General features: G+C 63.7%; 10 protein-coding genes and 1 pseudogene. 2 read left to right on the top strand and 9 right to left on the bottom strand.

Going from position 1 to position 15253, the window contains the following annotated elements; all coding sequences use genetic code 11:
• Nucleotides 1-96 precede the first annotated feature (96 nt).
• Complete coding sequence (leuA, locus tag AB6809_RS06315; RefSeq protein ID WP_006052536.1) at nt 97-1815, bottom strand: 2-isopropylmalate synthase; 1719 nt, start codon at nt 1813-1815, stop codon at nt 97-99.
• Between the two features lie 308 nt (nt 1816-2123).
• On the opposite strand from leuA, the gene AB6809_RS06320 reads away from it, so the two are divergent.
• Nucleotides 2124-2687: a hypothetical protein gene (locus tag AB6809_RS06320; protein ID WP_371026088.1), complete on the top strand. Its 564-nt coding sequence runs from the start codon at nt 2124-2126 to the stop codon at nt 2685-2687.
• Between the two features lie 179 nt (nt 2688-2866).
• Here the strand turns inward: AB6809_RS06320 and AB6809_RS06325 are convergent.
• The 3 genes and pseudogenes from AB6809_RS06325 to AB6809_RS06335 all read right to left on the bottom strand — a co-directional run bounded on the left by AB6809_RS06325 (nt 2867) and on the right by AB6809_RS06335 (nt 6895).
• Nucleotides 2867-4791, bottom strand: a pseudogene (locus AB6809_RS06325) (glycosyl transferase family 1).
• A 165-nt stretch (nt 4792-4956) separates the two neighbouring features.
• Entirely contained in the window at nt 4957-6252 is a 1296-nt protein-coding gene (locus AB6809_RS06330; RefSeq protein ID WP_371026089.1) for a DUF3443 domain-containing protein, read from the bottom strand.
• Between the two features lie 178 nt (nt 6253-6430).
• Nucleotides 6431-6895, bottom strand: a complete 465-nt coding sequence (locus AB6809_RS06335; RefSeq protein ID WP_371026090.1) for a DUF2844 domain-containing protein — start codon at nt 6893-6895, stop codon at nt 6431-6433.
• A gap of 342 nt (nt 6896-7237) precedes the next feature.
• Between AB6809_RS06335 and bamC the strand changes: the two genes are divergently transcribed.
• On the top strand, nt 7238-8470 hold the full coding sequence (bamC, locus tag AB6809_RS06340) for an outer membrane protein assembly factor BamC (protein ID WP_029967579.1): 1233 nt from the start codon (nt 7238-7240) through the stop codon (nt 8468-8470).
• 523 nt (nt 8471-8993) lie between these two features.
• Here the strand turns inward: bamC and AB6809_RS06345 are convergent.
• The 5 genes from AB6809_RS06345 to thiC all read right to left on the bottom strand — a co-directional run bounded on the left by AB6809_RS06345 (nt 8994) and on the right by thiC (nt 15165).
• Complete coding sequence (locus tag AB6809_RS06345; RefSeq protein WP_035569836.1) at nt 8994-9920, bottom strand: DMT family transporter; 927 nt, start codon at nt 9918-9920, stop codon at nt 8994-8996.
• A 300-nt stretch (nt 9921-10220) separates the two neighbouring features.
• On the bottom strand, nt 10221-11819 hold the full coding sequence (locus AB6809_RS06350) for an L-lactate permease (RefSeq protein ID WP_371026091.1): 1599 nt from the start codon (nt 11817-11819) through the stop codon (nt 10221-10223).
• Nucleotides 11820-12017: 198 nt separating this feature from the next.
• On the bottom strand, nt 12018-12521 hold the full coding sequence (locus AB6809_RS06355) for a hypothetical protein (protein WP_371026092.1): 504 nt from the start codon (nt 12519-12521) through the stop codon (nt 12018-12020).
• 238 nt (nt 12522-12759) lie between these two features.
• Nucleotides 12760-12972, bottom strand: a complete 213-nt coding sequence (locus tag AB6809_RS06360) for a glycine zipper 2TM domain-containing protein (protein ID WP_006052442.1) — start codon at nt 12970-12972, stop codon at nt 12760-12762.
• A 261-nt stretch (nt 12973-13233) separates the two neighbouring features.
• On the bottom strand, nt 13234-15165 hold the full coding sequence (gene thiC, locus AB6809_RS06365; protein ID WP_371026094.1) for a phosphomethylpyrimidine synthase ThiC: 1932 nt from the start codon (nt 15163-15165) through the stop codon (nt 13234-13236).
• Nucleotides 15166-15253: the final 88 nt, after the last annotated feature.

Consider the following 15253-nt stretch of genomic DNA (forward strand, 5'->3'; position numbering starts at 1 on the left):
TGCTTATCTTTGCGAAAAAAAGAAGGGACGCCCCGTCAATTAGCAGGGCGCCCCTTTCTTGTGTAGCCAGGCCGTCCCGGCCTGACTCGCCTCAGCTTATGCTTCCGCGCGCTCGGCTTCGTCGTTGAGCGCCGCGTCGAAGAAGCGCTGCTTCGCGTCGTCGCTCGCGCGAGCATACGCACGGTTCACGCCGCTGATTACCGCGCGAATCGACGCCGTAACCAGATTCGCGTCGATGCCCACGCCGAACGCGCTGCCCGTCAGGTCGGCGCCGGCCATCTCGGCGACGGCCACCGCGCGCGCATCGGCGCCTTGCGTCAACGCGCGCTCCTCGTAATGCTGGATGCGCACCGGCACATCCATCGCGTGCATCAGGGCGTCGAGCGGTCCGTTGCCTTCGCCGTGCAACACGCGGCGCGTGCCGTTGATCTCGACGGTGAGCTTGATGCGCTCGCGTCCGTCCTGCTCGGACAGGCTATGGCCGATGTAATGAACCGGCGCGGCGGTGCGCACGTATTCCTGCTGGAACAATTCCCAGATCTGCGACGGCGTGACTTCCTGGCCGCTCGTGTCGGTGAGGCGCTGCACAGCCGAGCTGAAGTCCACCTGCAAACGGCGCGGCAACACGACGCCGTAGGTCTGCTCGAGCAGATAAGCGATACCGCCCTTGCCGGACTGGCTGTTCACGCGAATCACCGAGTCATAAGTGCGGCCGAGGTCGTTGGGATCGATCGGCATGTACGGCACTTCCCACATCGCGTCCGGCTTCTGCACGGCAAGGCCTTTCTTGATCGCGTCCTGGTGCGAGCCGGAAAACGCGGTGAACACCAGATCGCCGACATACGGGTGACGCGGATGCACGGGCAACTGCGTGCATTCCTCGGCGGTGCGCGCGACTTCGTTGATGTTCGAGAAGTCGAGGCCAGGGTCGACGCCCTGCGTGTACAGGTTCAACGCGAGCGTGACGAGGTCGACGTTGCCGGTCCGCTCGCCGTTGCCGAACAGACACCCTTCGATGCGGTCCGCGCCCGCCATCACCGCCAGTTCCGCGGCGGCGACGGCCGTGCCGCGGTCGTTATGCGGATGCACGGAGACGATCAGCGAATCGCGGCGTGCGAGATTGCGGTGCATCCACTCGATCTGATCGGCGTAGACGTTCGGCGTGGCCATTTCGACGGTGGCCGGCAAGTTGACGATGGCCTTGTGATCGGGCGTCGGCTGCCAGATGTCGAACACGGCGTCGCAGACATCCTTCGCAAATTCGAGCTCGGTGCCGCTGAATACTTCGGGGCTGTACTGGAGCGTGAAGTGCGTTTCCGGCGCGGCGTCGGCGAGACGCTTCATCGTGCGCGCGGCTTTTTGCGCGAGTTCCTTGACGCCGTTCTGATCGAGGCCGAACACGATCTTGCGGAATTCCGGTGCCGTGGCGTTATACAAATGGACGATCGCGCGCGGCGCGCCACGCAAGGATTCGAAGGTGCGTTCGATGAGGTCGTCGCGAGCCTGCGTCAACACTTCGATCGTGACGTCGTCAGGAATGTGGCCGCCTTCGATCAGCTCGCGCACGAAGTTGAAGTCGGTCTGCGAGGCCGACGGAAACGCCACTTCGATTTCCTTAAAGCCGATCTGCACCAGCGTCTTGAACATGCGCATCTTGCGCTCGCCGTTCATCGGCTCGAAGAGTGCCTGGTTGCCGTCGCGCAGGTCGGTGCTCATCCAGATCGGCGCGCGCGTGATGGTGCGCGACGGCCACTGGCGATCCGTCAAATTGATGGGCTTGAACGAGCGGTATTTCGTAGCGGGATTCTTCAACATTTTCATCGTCCTTGAATTCGACAAGCTGGAAGTCGACCGGACGACAAAAACGCAAAGCAGGGCCGCCGGTCGGAAACCGGGGCTGGGTCAGTTACTGGGAAATTACGCGGTGCTTCGGGTGTTTCAGATTCAGATGGAAGCGCGCAGCAGCAGACCTAGCCCGGTAGAGCGGGCTAGTAGTAGCGATAGGGTGGTCTGGGCGCGGTACATAGTGCGCAATGGGACCATATTATTGGGACTGCGTCAAGCGCGGGCTCGCGCGCGGCGCCCAGGCTACAATTCGCGACGGTTTCAAAAACGGAACGTCAATGAAGAATCGGATTCTCACAATCGCGTGCGTCTCGACCGCTGCGGCGCTGCTCGCGGCCTGTACCGCTGTCTACAAAAACTCGGACGCGTGCGAGCAACTGATGCGCAGCAAGTTTGCGGAAACTTCGTCCGATACGTTGAAGATCGGCCATACGGGCGCCGGTATCGACGGGTCGCGCGTGGTCGTGGAAGGGTTGATTGAACATGTCGTGACGGCCTCCGAAGTTGCGGCGGCACGGGCTGCTTCGGTGGCGAAGGGCGGGTCGAAGGGGATCGCGACGGCGGGCGCGATGGGCGGGTCGAAGGGCACGTCGGCAACAGGCGCAATGGCCGGTTCCGACGCTGCTGCCTCGGGTGCGCGGGCTGCTGCGGCTCCGGCTTCGGGCTCGGCGACTTCGGATGCGCAAGCGCTTGCCGTCAAATCAGGCAAGCCGAAGAAAGTCGTTCAGGCCGCAGCCGCCGAATGCACGTTTAGTGGCCCGAGCCTCAGCAGCTTTAGCTGGCTCGCCCCGGCGAAACTCGCGGCGCCCTCCGAGCCGGATTCGGACGAAGCGGCCGAGTAAGGCGCTCGCTGTGAACTGAGTGTCGGCGTGGTCCTTGCGGTGGGCGCGCCGATGCATGTGGTCATGGTTATGCTTTTGCCAGGACGTTTCTCCGCACACGCCAACAACGTTGCAAGCGAGGCGTCTAACGTCGTGCCACGCACCCGCAGCACCCCGGCATCCCGACACCCGCACCCCCGTCAATCCACCACTTCCACCTTGCGCCGGCTCCGCTTCTTCTTCATCAAGCCAAGCACGCTTTCTGCAAACGCCTCAGGCCGGCCTTCAAAGCAGCGCTCGACCGCCTTCGTATCGATCAAACCCTGTCGCAATGCGGTGCGCTCGTCGTGCCCGTCGATCATTCGCACCGCCGCTTCGATATAACTTTCGATGGTCTCGGCTATGGTCCACGGCGGCATGCCCACGCGCTCGAACAGCGCGCCGTCGATGCACTCGAACACTTCAGGCCCGCGCTTGCACACGCCAGGCAAACCGAGCGTGAGCGCGTCGACGATGCCATTCGTATTGCCGAACGGGAACGGGCTCAAAAAAGGTCCGCGCGATTCACACAGTCCAGGTAGCTCGCGTATTGATGAAACCCGTGGACGACCGCGCCCGGCAGTGAGCGGCCGATAACCTCGCGCATATGATCGAGCGCGAGCCCGGCGTGCACGCCGCTCATGAAATGAAACTCGACGGGCGTGCGGGCACGCGCGCCGATCTCGCGGCACGCATCGAGAAACGCGGGGTTGAGCTTCATCGCGCTGGCCGTAATGATCACGTGCACCGTGGCGCGCGGCGGCGCAATGATCGGGACGATGTCCGGCAGCGCCACCGAGTGACGGTACGGCTGCCCGTCTTTTGGCAACTTCATCAGGCGTTCGCTGAAGCACGCGGGATCGCCGACATAATCTTCCTCGACGCTGACATAGTCGATCTTGTCGGAGTGCGTGGTAGCCGGATGGCCGAGCCCCGCGATCTGCAGCGGCGCGACCCGCAGATTCGACATGAAGATGGTCATGACGAACATGCCGACGCTCGGCATATACAGCACGTCGGGTTTCTCGCGTTCGGCAAAGTCGCGAATGGTCCGCAGACATTCGCCGATGTACTCGGGCTGCTCGAGTTCGATGAAACGGTCGAACACCGCGCGCCCGATGTCGTCAGTCGCATAGCCGAAGCCGAAGGCCACCACCTCGAAATGCTCGCGCGCGGCTTCGAGCGTGCGCGAGTGCGTGCGGTAGATGGAATGCGCGCCGCCGAACCACTCGAGCACGACCAGCATCAACGGCTTCTTGCGCCGCTTTGCGTTGCCCGCCTGCTTCGCGTTCGCGTTCGCCGTGGCTGCTGCGCGCGGCGCCGCCACGTCGGTCAGGCCCAGTTGCGCGAGCTTGCGGCGCACCAGCACATTGATGTCCCGCTTGATCTCATGACGGCGAGGCGTGTGTGCGTAGCTGCAGAACATGTAGGCGTTATGCAGCAAGGCGGTGGGCAGATCGTCAAGGTCGTCTAGCTGTTGCAGCTTGCCGGGCAGCCATTCGATCAACGCCTCACGCTTGACGTGCGCGCTTGCCGAGCCCTTGAAAACCGGCGCGAGCAGGACGAGCGCGAGGCACGCCGCGAGCACTTTGTCGTAAGCCCACAGCGCGGAGAACTCGAGTTCGAGCTCCGACTCCGTCGAATACAGCACGCACAGTTTCTCGACGAAGCTGTCGCCCGCCAGAAACTGCCGGTCTTGCGCGCCGCGCGGGTTGAGGTGGCAGGCGACATGATCCGCATTGCCGAACGGCGTGGCCGAGAACACCAGGCCGACCCATTCGTGCAGCGTGAGAAAGAGCCTGAAGCATTCGACGGGCGGCTGGAATTCCGGATCGGCGAACAGCGTTGAAGCCGCGCTCGCGAGCCGCGTGCAGAAGCGCTGCTGCTGCTCCGCGGGCGTCAAGCCGCTCATGCCCGACGCAAGAAAGCTCTCGTCCAGCACGCCGCGCTTGTTCTGAAGCAGCGCGAGCGCGCACAGAAGCTGGATAGACGCCCGGATATGCTGCCGCGTAAAAACGAGCTGCTCGAAATCGTCGAGCGAGAAAGTGGGTTCGGCGGCTTGGCTGGCTTGGGTGGCGTCTTGCATCGGATAGCGAATGGCAGTTATGCATGACTAACTATCTTCAGGAAGCATTCTTGAATGCATTCCTGAAGCGTTAGCCGCGAACGGCGATTATCGCAGCCACCCCATACCGAATTTGCGCTGTCCGTCAGTTTCTGAATTTTCGGCAGTTTAAATGCGGTCTTACCTTCAGAACGCGTAGTACGGACCCGGTCCCGCCGACGTCGCGCGCGAAGCAATCGCCGTGTACACGCGCCGGCCGAAGAAGAACGGTAAGCCCCAGTCGAAGCCGCTCGCAGCCGCACCCGCGATATTGTTGAAGGCGTTATTGCCCGACGCAAAGAGAGCGCGCGAATTGCCGATAGCGAAGGTCACCGTGTTCGACGCGCCGTTCGTTCCGGCGATGCTCGCGCTCGCCGCTTGCGTCGAACTCGGGCAATACCAGAGGCCGCACTGCGGCAGTTGCGTGTCGCGATAGAAGAGCCCGTTCGAACCCGTATCCAGATAGCTTTGCGAAAAGGTCTGGCCGTTATGCGTCGTGCTGACGTAGCCGGTTTGCGAATTTCCCTTGAGCACGCCCGCGCTGCCGAGCGTGTTGTTCGCCTGCGTGTCGATGCCGAAGATCATCGAACCGGACACGGTCAGCGCGCCGCCGTCGGGGATCGCGGGAAGGTCGATCACCACGCCGTTGTTATCGAGTGCGAAGCGGCTGACCGGATTGGCCACCTGCTGCGCGAGCGGCTGGGCGCTTGCCTGGCAGGCGCCGCTCGCGTCGCAGTTGTAGTACCAGCGGGGCAGCGCGGCGTTCGCGCAGGCGCCGCCGCAGTCGGCCGCGAACACGCCGACGCCGAGAATGCCGTTGGCGCGCAGTGTGTCGACGGTGAGCATCGACGGGCCCGAGGCGGCGCAATCCGCGGGCACCGACGGCACCGAAGGGTCGGCTATCAGATGGATCGGGATCGACGCGGCCAGTTGTCCGGCCATGCGCACGTCGGCGCTGCGCACCGCGCCCCATGCATAGCCGCTGCCGAACACCGCGCATTCGCCCGATACGCCGCCTGATATGCCGCCCGACACGCCGCTGCCCGACGGCACGGCGTTCAGCGGCAGGGTCACCGGCAACGCGGACGCGACAATGCGCAGACCGTGCGAGCCGGTGTCGACCTGAATGTTGTCGATGGTCGCGCAGTTGTCCGTGCCCGGCTGGCAGACCGTGACGCTCGTCGTCAACATGTTGCGCGTGAGGCGCGGCGCCGCGTGCACGACGATCGGCTGAACGTTCGGCGTATTTGATTGCGGGACCGAGGTGCTGCTTGGGCTCGACACGGCAGGCGGCGTTGAGGCAACAGGAGCGCTAGCCGTGCCGGCTGGCGCGCTCGCGCCGGATGCGGTCGCGGTGCTGCCGCCGCCTCCGCCTCCACCCCCGCAAGCCGCGAGGACGGTGCAGACGGAGAGCAGGGCGCAAAGGGAAGGAGTGGGTTTCATGGCGTCAGGGAGTCAGCGGTTGGTTTGCTGTGGTTGTTGCTGCTTGCTGCGGCGCGTTTCGCGGCTCGAGCGCCCGCTCAGAGAGGAAGTCCCCAGGCCCATCCACGCTGCGACAGACCGGCTTTCTCAACGCGGCCGTACCGACCCGCGGACGCATCCAGGCGCGAGCGGATGCCCGTCAGCGAAGATCGTCGGCGGTCACGCCCGGCGGCAACGCGCCGGGCAGCCAGGCGCGGCCCGCGTAGCCGCGCATCGGCCCGCCCGACTCGACGACCACGTCTGGCCGCACGACGCGCGACGCGTGCAGATTCCCGTCCGGCGCCGCTGCCGCCTCCGCGGCTCCCGTGCGGTAAGAGTCGGCGTACTTGCCGAGCAGGCCGGCCAGATCGGGCATCGTCGGCCCTTGCCAGGTGTAGGCGACGATTTCGCCGCCGTTCGTCGCGTACTCGTTGATGGTCCTGTTGCCCGCATCGGTCGATGTGCGCAGTCGCAGCGCGCCGTTCAGCAGGCTTTGTTGTGCGCTCTCGCCTGATTTGGCCGCAATCACAGCGCCGAGCTGCGCGCAAGCGCTCGCGCTGCTGCATAACGCCGTCGCGGCAATCAGAGAGGCGGCGACACGATGAGAACGATGTTTTTTGTACATGATGAGGTCTCCTGCGCGCTGCTTCTGGGTTTTGTCCTACGTCAATTTGAAGATAGCACCCGCGTCGCAAAACTAAGCGTGGTGCGCGTTTCATCGCGTGACGTCATCCCAAAATTGGGCGGAGGCCGAATCGAAAAGTGCCTTTTAAAACAATGTTCTGACGACAAACTTGCAGATGTCTGACAGACCATTAGGAATAGTTGTGGAACGTTAAATGTGGCCCGGCAACAGAGCGCGCAGAGCGGGCAAACCCCAGTTTTTGCACAGGGCCCGCCGGGATCGGTAAAATGTTGGGTTGATCCACGGAAACTTGCCGTGGCGTAGCGGAAGGATTCCCCGAACATGACTCATCTTCGTCTTACCAAGCGGTTTGCAGTAATGCTGATGGCAGGCGGGCTGGTCGCCGGCTGCGGCACGTCGTCGCCGACCAAAGTCGACTACAAGAGCGACTCGAAATCGAAGCAGGCTTCACTCGCCGTCCCGCCGAACCTGATCGACGAGACGGCCGATCAGCGTTCGCTGCCTCCGCAAGGCGGCGAAACCTCGTTGTCCGCGCTGCGTCAGGTGCAGGCCCAGGCACCGGCGGCCAACACGGTGTCCGTCGTGCCGGCCGTGAGCGGCATGCACATCCAGCGCGACGGCACGGAAAGCTGGCTCGTGATCGACAGCAAGACGCCGGCTGAGGCGTGGCCGCAAATCCGCCGCTTCTGGCAGGAGCAGGGCTTCCTGCTGGTCGTCGATCAGCGCGACAAGGGCGTGATGGAGACCGACTGGAACGAAACGCACGCGCAAATCAACGACGGGCTGATCCGCAGCACGCTGTCGAAGGCGATGGGCAACAGCTACGTCACGTCCGAGCGCAACAAGTACCGTACGCGCCTCGAAACGGCGCCGAACGGCGGCACGTATGTGTTCATCAGCCAGAAGGGCATGCGCGAGGCGCTGACCGGCACGAACAACGATTCGAGCACGTGGCAGCCCAAGGCGAACGATCCCGGCCTCGAGCAGGAATATCTGAAGCGCCTGATGGCGGCGCTCGCGCTCGCCGATTCGCGCGCGAAGTCGGGCGGCGCCGACACTGCGGCGTTGTCGCCGGCTGGCGCGCAGGTAGCGCCCAATGCCGCGGCGAACGGCGCGAAATCGGCGGCTGCGGCCACGGCGGCGCAGAACGTGATGCTGTCGGCGCAGCAGCCCGTGCGCGATCCGGATGCGGCGAACGGGCCGGGGCAGTTGTCATCGAACGAACTGACGCTTGGCGAACCGTATGATCGCGCCTGGCTGCGCGTGGGCCTCGCGCTCGACCGCAGCAACTTCACCGTCGACGACCGCGATCTGACGCGCGGCCTGTACTTCGTGCGCTATGTTGATCCGAAGGACATGACGTCGGCTGAACAGGGCTTCTGGAGCCAGGTGTTCCACGGCAAGAAGGAGAAGGTCGCCAAGCAGTATCGCGTGAACGTGCGCGCGCTGACGCCGGACCAGACCCGCGTGGCCGTCGTCGACGACAAGGGCGGTCTCGACGAAAGCCCGCAGGCAAAGCAGATCCTGACGCTGATGGCCGATCAGTTGCGCTGAGGCAGGCGCGCCGCTGCGCGGCAGCGGCGGCAAGCTGTATGAAAAAAACCCGTCCGGGACATTCTTGTCCCGGACGGGTTTTTTATGGCTGTGGCCTATCCCGACACTGTTCCGCGATTCGACGTCACGTTACTCCGCTGACGTTACCCCGGTGACGTAACTCTCAGAGGCGTTGCGACAGCGTGCCGAAGCCATCACAAGCCACGAAAAATGCAGCGCCAATTCAACGAGTTACTGCCAATCTCTCGCGTTTAATCCCAACTGGCATACATGCTGCTTTAGAAGTACATGGGGCCGGATTCCCGTGGCCTCACCCAGGCGAAGTCCCTTCTCAACCGCGCTTTTCATTCCATCGAGCATCGGCCGTCAAGCCGATGCCGAGCCCGATGACGGCCGCGCGCTCGACGCGCGGGCCTCGGTGGCCCCGTCGCCTATCCTCGTAGGGCGACGGTTTTTGCCCGCACTCCGGCGGAGTGCGGGCTATTTTTTGCGCCGGCCCACGCAGCCGACCCCAACAACGCGTTCACGTATCGGCGCGCCGCGTCCCCAGCCACGGCAAGCGCTTGATGACGCCCGTCGCCAACGCCGTGCCCACCAGAATCACGCCGCAGCCTTCGAGCATGCCGGCCGACACGCCTTCGCCGAGAAACAACGCGCCCCACAAAATGCCGAAGATCGGAATCACGAACGTGACGGTGATTGCCCGCGCCGGTCCCGCGACCGCGATCAGGTGGAAGAACAGCATGTAGGCGACGCCCGTACACGCGACGCCGAGCGCGATCACCGCGCCCCACGCGTGCAGCGAGACCGGCGCGCTCGGCCAGTAGATCACGGCGAGCGGCAACAGCACGATGGTCGCGCCGGTCATGGTGCCGGCCGCGACGGTCAGCGCGTCGACGCCGGTCAGGTAGCGTTTCGTGTAATTGGCCGCGATGCCGTACAGCAGCGTTGCGCCGAGCGCGGCGCCCGCTGCGAGCGCGGTGGTCAGCGGCGTCGCCGCCGAGCCGCTCGGCGTGGCGATCTGATCCCACACCAGCATCAGCACGCCGAGGAAACCGATCGCGAGGCCGAGCGTGCGCAGTCCGGTCAGCCGGTCACGCAGCCAGACGAAGGCGACGAGGCCGCCCCACAGCGGCGTCGTCGCGTTGATCACCGACGTCACGCCGGCGGACAGCGTCAACTCCGCATACGCGAACAGGCAGAACGGCGCGGCCGAATTCAGAATGCCCACCACGAGAAGCGGGAAAGCTCGCGTGCGCAGGATCGTCGCGGATTGTTGCAGCGGACGCCGTGCGAGCAGCACGACGATAAGAAACGCGGCGCCGATGCCGACGCGCAGCGCCATTAACGGAGCAACGCCGAAGTCGGTCACGCCGACGCGGATGAACAGAAAAGACGCGCCCCACAAGGCCGCGAGGATCAGCAACTGGAAGAGGTTTTTGGCATTCATTATGGTGGCGTCGCGCGCGGTTGAGTCGAGACGCCTGTGCATCGTAACAGCGCGATTACCCGAAACGTTTCACGTCTGAATGAAACGGCAAGTATCGGGAGAGGACGTCTGACACACGTGATCGTAAGCGTCGCGGCGAGGCGCGCATAGCGAGCAATTCTCACGCTGATGTGAGAAATATTGCGATCACCGGGAGGGAGGAAGATGAGGCGCCGGTGCGACCGGCGCCTCGCGTCTACGAGAAAATTTTCGGCTGTATGTCTGGCGGTGGAGCAACCCGCCAGAGCCGCCCAACAACCGTCAATGCGGAATCATCCCCTGGAGCAGGTTCTGCTGCAGCCAGACCAGAATGCCGAGCAGCACGGTCAGCAGAATCGAGTGCTTGAAGGTCTTCGCGAACACCACGCCTTCCTTGCCTTTCAACTCCGTGGTCGCGACGCCCGTCGAAATGTTTTGCGGCGAAATCATTTTGCCCATCACGCCGCCGGACGAATTGGTCGCCGCCATCAGCACCGGGTTCAGGTTCAACTGATGCGCTGCGACCACCTGCAAATTGCCGAACAGCGCGTTGCCCGATGTGTCGCTGCCTGACAGAAACACCGCAACCCAGCCGAGGAATGCGGACACCAGCGGAAAGAACGGTCCGACGGACGCGACGCCGAGTCCGAGCGTATATGTGAGACCCGAGTAATTCATCAGATACGCGAGTCCGACGATGGTCGCGACCGTCAGAATCGCGATGCGCGTCTGCACCCACGTATCGGCGATGGCCGCGCCGAATTCGCGCGCGCCGAGTCCGACCACGAGGCTCGTAATGATCGCCGCCACCAGAATCGCGGTGCCGGTCGCGAGCGGCTGGAAGTCCCAGATCGCGCCGTACGGCGTGTTGTACAACGTGATGAACACGGCCTTGTCGAGCCCCGGCCACGGAATTTTCACGTCGCCGATCAGGAAGATTTTCGCCACCGTCCAGACGATCACCACGACGGACACGATGATCCACGGATACCAGCCCTGGCCGCCGCCGATCTTGCTGCGCACTTCGCCGGCCCGGTCGATGTCGATCGCGAACGCCGGGTCGACCGCCGGCTTCCACACGCGCAGGAACGCAATGGTGACTATCAGCGAGACCATCGACGACAACACGTCCGTCAGACTGTAGTTCACATAGTTCGACGAGACGAACTGCGTCAGCGCGAAGCTCGCGCCGGAGATCAGCAGCACCGGCCAGATGCGCAGCATGTTGCGAAAGCCGGCGTACACGGCGATCACATAGAAGGGCAGCAGCAGCGCGAAGAACGGCAACTGGCGACCGACCATTTTCGCGAGCAAATCGGCCGGCAGATGCGTGACCGCGCCGAGCACCGTAATCGGCACGCCGAGCGCGCCGAACGCGACCGGCGCGGTGTTGAAGATCAGCGTGAAGGTGAGCGCCTCGAGCGTCGGAAAGCCGAGCAGGATCAGCAGCGAACTGGTGATCGCGACCGGCGTGCCGAAGCCCGAAATGCCCTCGAGCAGCGCACCGAACGAAAAGCCCACCACGACGAGCACGACGCGCCGGTCGTTCGGCAGATTGTCGATCATCCACATGCGGAAGGCGGTGAAGCGGCCGGAGCGCTGCGCGATGTTGTACAGCAGGATCGCGGTGAACACGATCCACATGACCGGCCAGCACGCGAACACGGCGCCCGCCGCGACGGAATCGAGCGCGAGCCCCACCGGAAACTTCCACCCGGCAATGGCGACGATCAGACCGACGACGAGTCCGGCGAGCGACGCCTGCCACGCAGGCCGGCGCGCCCAGCCGAGCAGCACGAGCACGACAATGATCGGCAACGCCGCGACGAGAAACGACGCGAGCAGTGAATCGCCGATGGGGGTGAGTAGTTGATGAAACATCACGTCTCCTTCGTTGTTGTTCGAAATCGACGCGAGATTGCCAATGACGGGACGCGTCGCTGGTGCAGGACGGATGAGCGCCGCCGGGCACGAAAGCGCCAGGCGGCTCGCTTTTAAACGCTTACTGTGTGAGGCTTAACCAAGCATAGAGCCCGAGGCCCGCGCGTCAAGAAGGGAAACTACGGGAGGAGCGAAAGCTCAGTGATGATGACCGTGCCCGCCGCCGCCCCACGACCAGCCGAAGCCGATCGACACGGCCGGCCCATACCAGCCCGGATAGCCGTAGCCGTACCAGGCCGGATAGACCGGTGGCGGATAGTAGGCGGGATAAGCCGGCGCAACGTACACCGGCGGCTGCGCGACCACATACGCGGGCGGCGAAGCGGCCGCGCCGGGCTGCGGCTGCTGGCCATATTGCACTTGCGCCGACTGCTGCTGCATGGACTGCGCGCCCTGCGAGTCGCCGGTCGTGCCGAGCGGCACTTCACGCTGGGCAGCGCTCGCTGGCACGGTCGCGTAATACGACGGATAAGCGGCGTAATAGCCGGGGTAGTAGCCGTACGGGTAATAGCAGCCCGACAGCAGCAACGCGCTCGCAGCGCCGCTCAACGCGAGCCGGCCGCGGCCGATGCGCCGGCGAGGCGCAACCGTCGCGAACTGCATGCGAATAGTATGAAAAGTGTCGATGACGCGGGACTTCATGGCGCGCTCCAGTTTGCAAACAACGCAGCCGACGCCGTCGTCGGTACGTTATCGCACGAGCTTACGCCGACGGCGCGCGAGGAGGTTTGCAAAACCGTAACGGCGTATTTCGCCTCATTGCAGCCGCGCGTTGCGGCTCTTCATCCAGCGCCGTTTCGATGCGGCACATCCGCATAGATTGTGAGCAAAGCGGACGGGGCATGGCGCCCGGTCCGCTTTGCCCGGTCATACGAGGCGATTACTTGCCGACCTGGTTGCCGATCACGCCGCCGACGGCCGCGCCGCCCAGCGTGGACAGCGCGCTGCCGCCGATCACGGCACCCGCCGCGCCGCCGACGCCCGCACCGATCGCGGTGTCCCGTTGCCGCGTCGTCATACCCTCACACGCGGAAAGGCTTGCGACAACCGCGACGATCATCGCAAGCGAACCTATCTTACGAATCGATCTCATGATGTTGACTCCCTGTTGTAATCCGAAACCGCCTGTCGTTATTGTTCGTTCGCTTTGATCTTATCGCCGGAACCGGTTTCCAGATGTATGCGGTTGTCAGCAGACTGACGGTTTCGTAATCAAATGTTTCCCTGGTTGCAGCATTGCGTGTGCCTGACCTAAGCACCAAAAAAAGCCCGCAAGCGCGGGCTTTTGCGTGGCGAAAGGTTGCGCGCGCATCGAGTGGGCGACGGCATGCGCCCCACGCGATGCGCGAACGCATCACTGCCGCTGGTAAATTTCAGCGCCTTTCTTCATGAACTCTATCGACTTCACTTCCATGCCTTTCTTCAGCGCTTCGTCGTCGGTGACGCCTTGCTGCGCGGCGAACTCGCGTACGTCCTGCGTGATCTTCATCGAGCAGAAGTGCGGGCCGCACATCGAGCAGAAATGCGCGACCTTCGAGGAATCTTTCGGCAGCGTTTCGTCGTGGAATTCGCGCGCCTTGTCCGGGTCGAGGCCGAGGTTGAACTGGTCTTCCCAACGGAATTCGAAGCGCGCCTTCGAGAGCGCATTGTCACGCACCTGCGCGCCCGGATGACCCTTCGCCAGATCGGCGGCATGCGCGGCGAGCTTGTACGTGATGATGCCGGTCTTCACGTCGTCCTTGTTCGGCAAGCCGAGGTGTTCCTTCGGCGTGACGTAGCAGAGCATGGCCGTGCCGAACCAGCCGATCATCGCCGCGCCGATGCCCGACGTAATGTGGTCGTAACCCGGCGCGATGTCGGTGGTGAGCGGCCCGAGCGTGTAGAACGGCGCTTCGTCGCACCATTCCAGTTGCAGGTCCATGTTCTCCTTGATCAACTGCATCGGCACGTGGCCGGGGCCTTCGATCATCGTCTGCACGTCGTGCTTCCACGCGATCTGCGTGAGTTCGCCGAGCGTCTTCAGTTCGCCGAGCTGCGCTTCATCGTTCGCGTCGTAAATGGAACCGGGGCGCAAGCCGTCGCCGAGCGAGAAGGCCACGTCATACGCCTTCATGATTTCGCAAATGTCTTCGAAATGCTCGTACAGGAAGCTTTCCTTGTGATGCGCGAGGCACCACTTCGCCATGATCGAGCCGCCGCGCGACACGATGCCGGTCATGCGCTTCGCCGTCAGCGGCACGTATTGCAGACGCACGCCCGCGTGAATCGTGAAGTAGTCGACGCCCTGTTCGGCCTGCTCGATCAGCGTGTCACGGAAGATTTCCCACGTCAGGTCTTCGGCCTTGCCGTTGACCTTTTCGAGCGCCTGATAGATCGGCACCGTGCCGATCGGCACCGGCGAATTGCGGATGATCCACTCGCGCGTTTCGTGAATGTGCTTGCCGGTGGACAGATCCATCACCGTGTCGCCGCCCCAGCGGATCGCCCACGTCATCTTGTCGACTTCCTCGCCGATCGAAGACGTCACGGCCGAGTTGCCGATGTTCGCGTTCACCTTCACGAGGAAGTTGCGGCCGATGATCATCGGCTCGCTTTCCGGGTGATTGATGTTGTTCGGAATAATCGCGCGGCCGCGCGCCACTTCTTCGCGCACGAATTCCGGCGTGATTTCGGTGACGCCGTTCGGACCGAACGCGCTTGCACCGAACGCCTGGCCCGGATGCTGGCGGCCCATCATCGCGGCGAGCTTTTCGCCGTTCGGGCCGCTCGTCTTCAGGCTCTCCAGATATTCGGCGCGGCGCTGGTTTTCGCGGATCGCGATGTATTCCATCTCCGGCGTGATGATGCCTTTACGCGCGTAGTGCATCTGCGAAACGTTTTTGCCGGGGATCGCGCGGCGCGGCGTGCGATGCAGGCCCTGGAAGCGCAGATCGGCGGTAGCGGTGTCGGCCGCGCGTTCGCGGCTGAAGTCGCTCGACAGACCCGTCAACGCTTCCGTGTCGCCGCGTTCCTCGATCCAGCGCTGACGCAGTGCGGGCAAGCCGGCGCGAATGTCGATCTTCGCGTCGGGATCGGAGTAGGGGCCCGACGTATCGTAGACATAGACCGGCGGATTCTTTTCGCCGCCGAAGCTGTCGGGCGTATCCGCCTGGCTGATCTCGCGCATCGGCACGCGGATGTCGGGACGCGAGCCCGTCACGTAGACCTTGCGTGAGTTGGGCAGCGGCGCGACGGCAGCTTCATCGACGTGGGCGTCGGCGGAAAGGAACTTCGGATTGGCGTTCATGCATGTTCTCCGTGTGTCGGCCGGAGTTAAGCGCAATGACGCCTTGCTCCGGTCCCATTCAATGTGGGGCCGCTAAGCAGGAGACGAG

It is taken from the genome of Paraburkholderia sp. RCC_158, from assembly GCF_041355255.1.
GTDB lineage: Bacteria > Pseudomonadota > Gammaproteobacteria > Burkholderiales > Burkholderiaceae > Paraburkholderia > Paraburkholderia graminis.